This window comes from Acinetobacter sp. YH12076 (genome assembly GCF_013419525.1).
GTDB classification, from domain to species: domain Bacteria; phylum Pseudomonadota; class Gammaproteobacteria; order Pseudomonadales; family Moraxellaceae; genus Acinetobacter; species Acinetobacter amyesii.
This window is the reverse complement of sequence record NZ_VOZY01000029.1, coordinates 1-9,535: the sequence shown is the minus strand read 5'-3', so window position 1 is coordinate 9,535 and position 9,535 is coordinate 1. Positions and strand designations below refer to the sequence as shown.

The 9,535-nt window shown below is 34.2% G+C and carries 16 protein-coding genes; 8 read left to right on the top strand and 8 right to left on the bottom strand.

The annotated features are described in order from the left end of the window. Positions 1 to 166: 166 nt before the first annotated feature. Positions 167 to 535 (top strand): LysR family transcriptional regulator, encoded by a 369-nt coding sequence (locus FTU22_RS15930; RefSeq protein WP_180095390.1) that lies wholly within the window; start codon positions 167 to 169, stop codon positions 533 to 535. A gap of 326 nt (positions 536 to 861) precedes the next feature. Here the strand turns inward: FTU22_RS15930 and FTU22_RS15925 are convergent, their stop codons facing one another. Next, entirely contained in the window at positions 862 to 1,293 is a 432-nt protein-coding gene (locus tag FTU22_RS15925; protein ID WP_005108698.1) for a MarR family winged helix-turn-helix transcriptional regulator, read from the bottom strand. A 6-nt stretch (positions 1,294 to 1,299) separates the two neighbouring features. Beyond that, positions 1,300 to 1,728 carry an organic hydroperoxide resistance protein gene (locus FTU22_RS15920; RefSeq protein ID WP_005108699.1) on the bottom strand — a complete coding sequence of 143 codons (429 nt, stop codon included), beginning with the start codon at positions 1,726 to 1,728 and terminating at the stop codon, positions 1,300 to 1,302. A 179-nt stretch (positions 1,729 to 1,907) separates the two neighbouring features. Here FTU22_RS15920 and FTU22_RS15915 point away from each other — a divergent pair, with 179 nt between their 5' ends. Together FTU22_RS15915 and nadS are read left to right on the top strand one after the other, a co-directional pair. Next, the gene (locus tag FTU22_RS15915) at positions 1,908 to 2,228 is read left to right on the top strand and encodes a type II toxin-antitoxin system RelE/ParE family toxin (protein ID WP_002126330.1); all 321 of its coding nucleotides are present in this window, start codon (positions 1,908 to 1,910) and stop codon (positions 2,226 to 2,228) included. Continuing rightward, on the top strand, positions 2,221 to 2,493 hold the full coding sequence (gene nadS / locus FTU22_RS15910; protein WP_180095387.1) for a NadS family protein: 273 nt from the start codon (positions 2,221 to 2,223) through the stop codon (positions 2,491 to 2,493). Before FTU22_RS15915 ends, nadS begins: the two co-directional genes overlap by 8 nt. Positions 2,494 to 2,598: 105 nt before the next feature. Here the strand turns inward: nadS and FTU22_RS15905 are convergent, their stop codons facing one another. Continuing rightward, positions 2,599 to 2,910: a 3-hydroxybutyryl-CoA dehydrogenase gene (locus FTU22_RS15905; RefSeq protein WP_168369453.1), complete on the bottom strand. Its 312-nt coding sequence runs from the start codon at positions 2,908 to 2,910 to the stop codon at positions 2,599 to 2,601. Positions 2,911 to 3,208: 298 nt separating this feature from the next. Here FTU22_RS15905 and FTU22_RS15900 point away from each other — a divergent pair, with 298 nt between their 5' ends. Next, positions 3,209 to 3,520, top strand: coding sequence for a BrnT family toxin (locus FTU22_RS15900; protein WP_002042420.1), 312 nt, complete (start codon positions 3,209 to 3,211; stop codon positions 3,518 to 3,520). Beyond that, entirely contained in the window at positions 3,483 to 3,797 is a 315-nt protein-coding gene (locus tag FTU22_RS15895) for a BrnA antitoxin family protein (protein ID WP_104988439.1), read from the top strand. Before FTU22_RS15900 ends, FTU22_RS15895 begins: the two co-directional genes overlap by 38 nt. Positions 3,798 to 3,846: 49 nt before the next feature. Here FTU22_RS15895 and FTU22_RS15890 read toward each other — a convergent pair whose 3' ends face one another. Beyond that, the gene (locus tag FTU22_RS15890; protein WP_180009706.1) at positions 3,847 to 4,545 is read right to left on the bottom strand and encodes a hypothetical protein; all 699 of its coding nucleotides are present in this window, start codon (positions 4,543 to 4,545) and stop codon (positions 3,847 to 3,849) included. An 88-nt stretch (positions 4,546 to 4,633) separates the two neighbouring features. Between FTU22_RS15890 and FTU22_RS15885 the strand changes: the two genes are divergently transcribed. From FTU22_RS15885 to FTU22_RS15875, 3 genes are read left to right on the top strand one after another with little or no spacing between them, the layout of a single operon-like run. Continuing rightward, on the top strand, positions 4,634 to 4,957 hold the full coding sequence (locus FTU22_RS15885) for a hypothetical protein (protein WP_180009707.1): 324 nt from the start codon (positions 4,634 to 4,636) through the stop codon (positions 4,955 to 4,957). Positions 4,958 to 4,959: 2 nt separating this feature from the next. After that, entirely contained in the window at positions 4,960 to 5,760 is an 801-nt protein-coding gene (locus FTU22_RS15880; protein ID WP_180095383.1) for a hypothetical protein, read from the top strand. Further along, a complete protein-coding gene (locus tag FTU22_RS15875; protein ID WP_257224199.1) occupies positions 5,757 to 6,275 on the top strand; it encodes a hypothetical protein in 519 nt (172 codons plus the stop codon). The genes FTU22_RS15880 and FTU22_RS15875 overlap by 4 nt, the downstream gene beginning before the upstream one ends. Positions 6,276 to 6,567: 292 nt before the next feature. Here FTU22_RS15875 and FTU22_RS15870 read toward each other — a convergent pair whose 3' ends face one another. The 4 genes from FTU22_RS15870 to repM all read right to left on the bottom strand — a co-directional run bounded on the left by FTU22_RS15870 (position 6,568) and on the right by repM (position 8,990). After that, on the bottom strand, positions 6,568 to 7,044 hold the full coding sequence (locus FTU22_RS15870) for a hypothetical protein (protein ID WP_218948644.1): 477 nt from the start codon (positions 7,042 to 7,044) through the stop codon (positions 6,568 to 6,570). 249 nt (positions 7,045 to 7,293) lie between these two features. Then, positions 7,294 to 7,437, bottom strand: coding sequence for a hypothetical protein (locus FTU22_RS15865; protein WP_167514224.1), 144 nt, complete (start codon positions 7,435 to 7,437; stop codon positions 7,294 to 7,296). A 12-nt stretch (positions 7,438 to 7,449) separates the two neighbouring features. Continuing rightward, a complete protein-coding gene (locus tag FTU22_RS15860; protein WP_257225953.1) occupies positions 7,450 to 7,998 on the bottom strand; it encodes a plasmid replication DNA-binding protein in 549 nt (182 codons plus the stop codon). Between the two features lie 59 nt (positions 7,999 to 8,057). Beyond that, the gene (gene repM / locus FTU22_RS15855) at positions 8,058 to 8,990 is read right to left on the bottom strand and encodes a replication initiation protein RepM (protein WP_180095380.1); all 933 of its coding nucleotides are present in this window, start codon (positions 8,988 to 8,990) and stop codon (positions 8,058 to 8,060) included. Positions 8,991 to 9,535: the final 545 nt, after the last annotated feature.

The following is a 9,535-nucleotide window of genomic DNA, read 5'->3' as shown; positions in this document are numbered from 1 at the left end:
TTAAGTGCGAAACCTAATTAGGGTGAAACAGGCAAGATGTGTAATGTTATATAACATGGCAAGCCCTGGTTATATAAATTACCCGACTTATTCGCTTTCAGCTCAACGTGGCATCTTGTCCTGCGGAACTTTTGGCATAGCCAAAATGTACGGGAAATAGAAAAAAATGACTGAAGAAAAAAAGCCAAAACGGATACGCCAAAATGTAATTCAAGTCGTAGTGACTGGAGCTGAGAAAAAGCAAATTGAAGAAAGCGCAGCTCAAGGGAATGTGTCAGCTTCACAATATTTACGTGATCTAGGTTTGGGCTACCAGCCGAAAAGCCTCACGGATGTAAAAACAATCCAGGAGATCCGTGGTTTAAAAGCAGATATGAATAAAGTGGGCAATTTACTGAAAAATTTAATGAGCGGTGAGCTGACTGATCCCAAAGAGATTCGATCTAAAGTTAATGGCTTACTGTTAGATTTTTCTAGGAATCAAAACTCACTTGATCTTTTAATTGCTAAGGTACGATCCACAATCAAGTTTTAAAAAAGGTGTATAGGTTTGAGCCTTATATAGTGGCGTCAGCCAGCGGCCCTGGTTTGAGAAATGAAAGCTTATGTTTCCCAATCTCTTTCCTGGGCCATAAAGCACTTCAGATCCTCAGTGGCAGCGGTTTCTAAAAAAAGTGTATGGTCTGATGCCTTGTATAGTGGCGTTAGCCAGCCGCACTTCGTATAAGAGATTTTATGTTAATCAGATGATTAAAAGGCCCGTAAATAGGGCCTTTCGTATAACGTGTATTATGTTAATTTTAGAAAAATTAATTAATTTTCAGAATCATAGTGATTCATATCACCAGATAATAAGATTTCTTAAATTTTCTCTGATAACACTTTAACCAATGACTTTAATTCTTCTTTTAGTTTATTTAAATTTTCAAGTTGAATACTTTGAGTCAGCTCTTTAGGAATCATTTCTGCGGCAGCTCGTAGCTCTCGACCCTTTTCTTTTAATGAAATAAGGACTCTTCTTTCATCATTAGGATCACGTGATCGATTAATAAGTTCAGACTTTTCCATTCTTTTTAGTAAGGGCGTTAGTGTCCCACTATCCAGGTGTAAAATTTGTCCAAGATCACCCACACTTACACATTCTTTTTCCCATAAAACCAACATCACTAAATATTGAGGATAAGTGAGTCCGAGAGGTGTAAGAAAAGGGCGATAAGCTTTTACGATTAAATTAGATGCAGCATAAATAGGAAAACATAGTTGCTCATCTAGGCAAAGCTGATTCTTGGACATAGCTTTTTATTTGGTATAGACAGTGGTCGATACCTGTATATTACCTCGAATAGCGTTGGAATAAGGACATACTTGATGCGTTTGTTCCACGATCTTCTCTGCATCAGCTTGTGAAATACCTGAAAGAGTGACATCTAAGTGTACTGTTAAGGAAAATCCACCATTGCCATTAGCAACCATGCCAACAGTACTCAGGACTTCTACATCGTTATCACGGATTTTATGTTCTTTATTGCTACGAGTTACATGGATCACGGCATTTCCAAAGCATGCAGCATAGCCAGCTGCAAATAATTGCTCAGGATTCGTTGCATCACCTCGACCACCTAATTCTTTTGGCAAAGCTAATTTTAGTTCTAAGATACCATCTTCACTACGAATATTCCCTGAACGTCCACCGATTGCTTTAACTTGGGTAGAATAAAGATTACTCATTTTAATTACCTTTAAATAATATATTGTGCGCAATATAATTGTATAAAATTTAATTTATGTCAAATTTTTTTATATGCGATTTAACATAATGGCTGTTATACGAAACGAGAGCAGTAGCTCTCGTTTTTTAATGTGGAAACTGCTAGAATAATTGTACGCCATTGACGTATACAGAATCTATGTTATTCATTGAAACCAGTATCTTTACCAAGCAAATCAAAGACCTTGTATCTGATGAGGAATATCGTCAACTTCAACAAGATCTATTGGTTCAGCCAGATAAAGGTGACTTAATCAAGAATGGCGGTGGCATTCGAAAAGTACGTTGTGCTCAAGGGAATAAAGGCAAAAGTGGCGGTATCAGAGTAATTTACTATTGGGTAAATGAGGATGATCAAATCTTTTTCTTGGTGGCTTATCCAAAATCTGTAAAAGATAATCTAACGGATAAAGAAACCGCCATTCTGCGCCAACTCGTGAAGGAGCAATTTCATGGATAACAACTTATTTGATGACTTAGTTGCTTCGATTAAAGAAGCAGGAGCAATCAAGCGCAAAGAGAGCCAACCTAGTCGAACGACGGAACTTGAATTACCAGATATTAAGGAAGTACGAGAAAAAACTGGTTTAAGTCAAAGCGAATTTGCAGCACGTCTCCACATTAGCCATCGTACTCTGCAAAACTGGGAACAAGGCCGACGCTATCCAACAGGACCAGCAGCAACATTGATTCGAATTTTAGATGCACATCCTAGTCTTATTTAAAAAAAATGCATTAAAAATGGGAGCTTAGCTCCCATTTTTTGACTTCGTATAACGTGTATTATGTTAATTTTAGGAAATCTTTAGAATCACTATGAAAATTATCAATTACTTTATATTGTTTTCTATACAATAGTTTTTCCATTTATTTTTAAAGTCTTCCACGGCTTTCTCTGCGTCTTCCTCTTTGGTATAGACAGCTGATTTCTTTGCTTCATCTACTATCTGATTGAAAATTTCACCTTCCTCTTTGAAGAGGTTGCTATAAATACTTTTAGCTTTTTCTACGTCTGAACCCATTTGATGAAAAGTCATTAATGTGTCTGCTGCATATGCAATTCCATCACATTGTTCATTTTCCTCAGCATATGAAAAGGAACTAGTTAGTAACAATATTGAGAAAATTATTGGTTTTTTCATAATGGGAAATTTCATTTTAAAAATGAATACTAAAAGATTTCTATGGATATTAAAATCAATTCAATTCTTCCCCCATTTAACATAATGGGCATTATACGAAATGCACAAATTGAAACATATAAAAATCAAAAACTTATGATATAAATTATTTGCTCGATGATGTTCAAAAGCCGATTTGGAAACAAGTCGGCTTTTTTATGTTCGATTCTGTAATATTTTGCCAATAAAAAATGGAACAACTTTGCAAAATTTACAATTTTGTATTAACATTTTTGTATTAACAAAAAGCGATGCAACTATGGAAATTGAGTTTTCATGGGATGAGCATAAAGCAGAAACAAACCTCAAAAAACATGGTGTAGCTTTTGAAGATGCAACCTTAGTTTTTTATGATGCTCATGCCGTCTTCAAACAGGATCGCTTTGAAAATGGTGAATATCGTTGGCAAGCGATAGGTCTCGTACACGGGCAGACAGTTTTATTGGTGGCTCATACTGTACAAGATCATAATGGGATTGATCATATCCGTATTATTTCAGCACGACAGGCAGAGAAAAAAGAGAGGAAACAGTATGAACAAAACCGTTACTTACAAAGTAGATTTGAATAAACCTCCTGTCTTATCTGAAGAACAAAAGGCAAGACTTGAAGCATTAGATAAACGCCCAGACAGTGAAATAGACTTTTCAGATATTCCCGAACTTGATGAAAGTTTTTGGAAAAATGCAGTGCAAAATCCATTTTACAAGCCGACTAAACAAGTAACTACGGTTCGCATCGATGCAGATGTCATGCAGTGGCTAAAAGCCCAAGGCAAAGGCTATCAAACACGAATGAATAAAATTTTACGGGATGCCATGCTAAAAGAATTAAAAAATCATCAATAAAAATGGGAGCTTAGGCTCCCATTTTTGACTGCGTATAACGTGTATTATGTTAAATAGGATTAAATTTAGATGAAATTTCACTAAACTCTAAAGCTGTAGTTTGAGTATTGGGAATATGGCCAAACACGTATTCATCTTTGCTTTGAAAGAAAATATCGAAACTCTGACTCATCAAGGAATCTTGTAGGCTTTGCTTTTGATAGATTGGGGCTAAATGGTTGATATAGTAATTGATCCATTCAGCTTGGCTGTTAAAAAAGTCGTAGTCTCTTAAGTTTACATATAAGTTTTTTAAATCGTCTGTAATCGTTTCAACATTGGGATTGAACATCCACACAGTAATATTCATGGGTTCTATAGTGATCATTGTATAGCTTTGCTGATCATCTATACGTTCAATTTTATACAGTTGAGCACCTTGTTCGCTGTAGCTAGAGCATAATAATTTAGTGTTTTTTACCTGAAAGTTATCAGTGCCGATTTCATGCTCTCGTATTTGTCGTGAAAGTTCCAAATAATCAGGTAGAGAATTTAATTCTGATTGAGCCACTTCTTTAAATAAAGCAAAACAGCGATTGATCACATAGCTTTCGCCTGTACCGGTAATAATTCCCTCATCCCATGCATGAAGTTTTGATGTTGAGCGTTCAAGAAGCTCATTTGAGTGGTCTTCTTTGAGCACGACTTCTTTATTGTCTGCAGTAACAATAATGCTATCATTCAGTTGGATCGCTATGATGAAAGTCATACTTTGATCAAAAAAATTGAATTATTAGATATTTATTTTAAGCTAAATTAACGCTTAAGTTTTGAATTTTATAAAGATAGGTAGACCTATGGCCGGTGGTTCTCAAATCATAATTAATAAGAATGGGATTACATTCATTACGCCTGCAAAGTTTGAGGCTAAAGCAGGGCAACATCTTTTTAAAGGAGGAACAAAAGTTGATACTAAATTACCTTTTCTTCCTGAAGGTACAGCCTATAACTTAAAATATTTATTTACTGATGATGATGGCATTCCATATAAGAATATGCCTTATATAGCAATTTATCCTAATGGATCTGAAATTAGAGGTGTGACGGATAAAGAGGGATATTCTTCTACCTTTTTCTCCAGTGAAGAAAAAGATATACAAATTCATTTGGAGTTAGAATAACAATGGGAATTCCACCACGAACAGTCTCAACAACCAAAACATCTACCCAAGAAAATAATACTCAGCACGTTAAAATTACTAGAAAAAAACAATTATTTCTTTTGTTTTACACCACTGACAACAGCAGAGGTGATGATCTTATGTATTTTTCGGCTAAAACAAGAAGATTTAACATAGAAAAGGCGTCTTGGTTTGATAAGGATATACATTTAGTTTTTAGTATTCCAATACAAGATATAGCTGAGATTATCACAACAGTTTCCAGCTCTATAAATAAAAGAGGTGGTGTAGGTAAGGTTGAAGTAAAAGAAATCAGTATTTTTTCACATGCATGGTATGACGGACCTACTGGCTCAGCTCCTTGTACCGTTGATCCAGTCAGTGAAAAGCAAATGGCTTTATCTGGATGGTCAACAATAAATGCTCAATGGGCACCAACTGCTCGTTTTGTGATGTTTGGTTGTAATACAGCATCTGATGACAAAGATGTTAGAGTGTTTGCTAAAGATTTATCTGAATGTTCTAATTTTCAAAATGTACAAGTATGGGGACAAACTGGACCTGCAAAACCTTCATTTTATCCAGATAAGAGAGATAGTAGTGTCTTAAGAAATATGGGAACTGGTTGGACAGTCAACACTACTTATATGGTGGCTTCTACGCCAGGTGATGGTTTTGCTGCAACTCGTGGTGTGCCACTATTTTCTCCACCTGCTCTACCCATGAAAAAATTTATCAATGGTGTATTAATAGAAACAGCATTCCAAAATCAATTTAATGATCATAGGAATAACGTAAATTGAAGAAAAAAATTGGAATTTTTATCATCCTTATAGGCCTAATTATGGTAATAGCTGCTAATTTTGAAAAGAAATATGAAACTCAGATCAGTATTGACTTAGATGAAGATATAAGGAAAGATAATTTAAAAATAATAATAAATACATATGGTTATTTACTAGATGGTTATGAGCCAAGTAAACATATTGGTCAGACAAATACGTATTTATTTTTATATAAGGATGCTCAGATTCAAGATTATAGAAATACTAAAATCAATAAATATAGTGATTATTATATCTACGCTAAATATGGAAATAAGTATGCAAAAATGAAGTATACAAACTCTTTAGTTATGGGAAATAATGAAACTTCTATAAAAATTTTTATTAAAAAATTTAATGATTTATATTACATTTCTTCAAGTAATATAACACCCAGTATTGAAGCTATTTCAGAAAATTCCTTTAAAGACATAGATGCTTTCAAGAGTAATAAGCATGACATTAAGATGTTAGGCTATCTAGATAAGCCTTAATTATTATGTTTACCTTAAGTCTAATTTATGAATTTTTTTATAAATGCTTAATATTAATTTCCTGTTGGAAAGCCATGAAACATCCATTGTATTCCCCATAAGATTACTAAAATGAGGATCACCCAAACAATAATCTTTAACATATACATTTTGTAAGTTTTCCTAAAATTAACATAATACACGTTATACGAAGTTGAAAAATTGAGACTATAACCTTAATTTTTATGTATTTTTTAAAATTTAAGACCTAGGCTAGTGCCTAGGTTTTTTATTTCGTATAACAGCCCTTATGTTAAGTATTTGCAGATATTAAGTCATTGTTTCCACAAATGAATACTGCTTGAGAGCAGTCATCTAAGCTATCCATTAAAATTTCATTCATTCTTTTTTTATGAAAACTAAGAGTGGCATTACTTCCAAATTCACTTTCTAAATCAGATGATAAAATTATAGTGCACTCATCATCCCTTAGCTGATTCCATAAGTTTTGAACTAATTGAACTAATGCGAATCCGATGTTGATTATTTCATTCATTTCATACTGTTGATTATCCACGTAATCCTCGATATGAATCTTATTACTGGAGGCTTCAAACCCTGTTAGATCTCCGTAAACATCAGCTATGGCTTCGTAATTCACCTGCTCTAACCTATCTTTGTAAAAATTAAAGACAATAGCATCCGAATCCTCATAAAAGCCTTCTAGTATCATAAGTTCTAAAATTGAGGGAAGCTGGACATCATATCTGGATAGAAAGAATGCATCCATTTGGGAACTTTGAAGTATCACTTTTACACCTGGAATATTTTTGCTGTTATTGAAATTAGATTTTTAGTATTTCTAAAATTAACATAATACACCTTATACGAAATGTGTTATAATTAACTTTGAAATTCAAATACTTATTTCAAAGTTTATAGCCCGAACATCACTGTTCGGGCTTTTTTTATGATTTATCACGTTCCACGCCTATTATTTAAGCAATGTTTCACGATTTTGATTAGCTCAATTGAATAATCAGGATGCCTGGTCTTTTTCTTTTTGGCGTTTATCCAGCTCTTTTTTCAGCTCCTTTTTATCCTGGTACGATGCGATCAGCATGATCGGGATCAACAGCGGGGCCACAATAATGCCTAGGGCAATGTCTTTCAGTTTCGGCATGATCTTTCTCCCTTAGTCATTATCAAAAACAGCATTCAGTACACGGCCAAATAAGCCACGTTTTTTTAATTGAGTTTGATGTTGGTTATCTAATTTTTTTTGAACTTTCTGTTCTTCAGGTTGAGTGTTTATTGCTTGAGTATCGGCTGTATTTGTAGCGATAGGAGTCGTTTGTTCATCATCAACTCTATCATCAGTATTGGACTGTTCTAAATTACCTTTAAATTCTATTCTATGAGTCAAATCTTCAATGTGTTGCATCAAGGATTTTTCTCGCTGATTCGCTAAATCTAATTGGCTTTTAAGCAAATTAATTTGATCTTTTAATACCTGTTCAATTTCAGAATGAACTTGTACAGGGACATTCTTTTGAACGTGTTCAGTACGTGTACTTTGCTGTACGCCAATAGGATTACCATAAACTCTGATGAGTTCTGATAAATCTATTAGACCATCATTATCCCTTGATAGTTCACCATTTTTTAAAGCTTCATAGATGGTAGTTCTTGATTTTTTGAAAGCTTTACTAGCGTCCATTACGCTAAATTTTGTAGTGTTCAATACAATCCCTCTGTTCATGTACAAGGATGTTCAGATGAACATATTACTGAACATTATCTTTATTTTGTTTGAAAGCCAACCTTTACTAGATATGGGTATAGTTCTTTAAATTTTTCAGCATCTAATAGCATTTCGGCAATTCGTACAGCAAATTGCGGATAGCTTTCGGTGCCTTCAGAGTACTTACTCATTTCAGGCAGTTCTGATAATTTATTAGCAAATAAATGGCGCTGAGCATCTGTTAACTTGGTGAAAATATCTATGGTGTTTTGATCTCTAGCTTCTTGATTAGTTTTGTTAACGGTTTTCTTTTGCTTGAATGAGAATGAAAAGCCATAAATTGAACGCCCTTTTTTATGCTGCTCATACTTAACAGCGATATCTGTAAACTCATTAACTTGAGCTATGGCTAGATGTAAAACTCTATCTTTAAAGTTCCCCATTCTTGTGTACTCATCATCAAGCACACCAATTTTTTTTCTAAATTCTTCAAGCTCTATAACTGGCGTTTGCCCAGTGCTACGCCATGCGATTAATAATTCATATAAACGTACAGCATAAGCACTACTGAGATTACTCACTTGCTGTAATTCATACTTAGTAAACTGTTCTTCGAGCTTAGTAATTAATGGAACAATAGCAGGTGCAAAAATTAACTTAACAGTCGCTTCAGCATCAATATAACGAATCTCACTAACCCATCGACTTAGTACGTTTTCGATGTTTCCTCGTTTATTTATTTCTTGATAGCTAAATTGTCTAGCAAATAAATCTTTTGAAGCATCCTTTAATGCTTGATAGGCAGTCTGTCTTGCAACATTGAATTGATTAATATAACTCTCTGCGTGGACTTCTAAAGGGTTGTTTGCATTAATTCCTTTCCCACTTTCTCTTGCTTCAACAATAGCTAAAAGAATAAGCCGCTGTTCAACTAGATCTAGGTTATAGCTTGCGTTAATTAAAGCATTATCTTTTACAACTAGATCTCGCATGTTATTAGTCTACTTTTTTATTTCTGAATATAAATCTATATAAAATATTATGTAGTTAAATGCAAGGTAAACGTAGTTAAATCTACAAAAAATAATATGTAGATTTATGGTAGGTAAACGTAGTCATATTGGTAGGTAAACGTAGTCATATTGGTAGGTAAACGTAGTCATATTGGTAGGTAAACGTAGTCATATAGCCTTTGAAAGTATTGCCAATAAAGGCTTTCAGTGTGTCTAAAAGTATTTAAAAACTTTAAAATAATTAAAAGCCCAAGAAAGGAAAAATTGCCCTTGGTTTTCGCTAAGCTCAAACTCTATTGAATCTCGCTTTCGCTCGATTCGTTGGGGCAATTTTTTGGCTCATTGGGTTGTGAATTTAAGAAAAAGCAAAAGCAGCTCGGAATTCGCTTCGCTCATGAGCTTTTTACTCGCTTCGCTCGATCTAGGCTCAATTTTCTGCATGTGATTTACGCTTATTTAGGCTTCACAGCCTAAAAAGCAGTTTTTCAGAGAGTCTAAGCGCGAATTTCAGCGATTTCACTCGT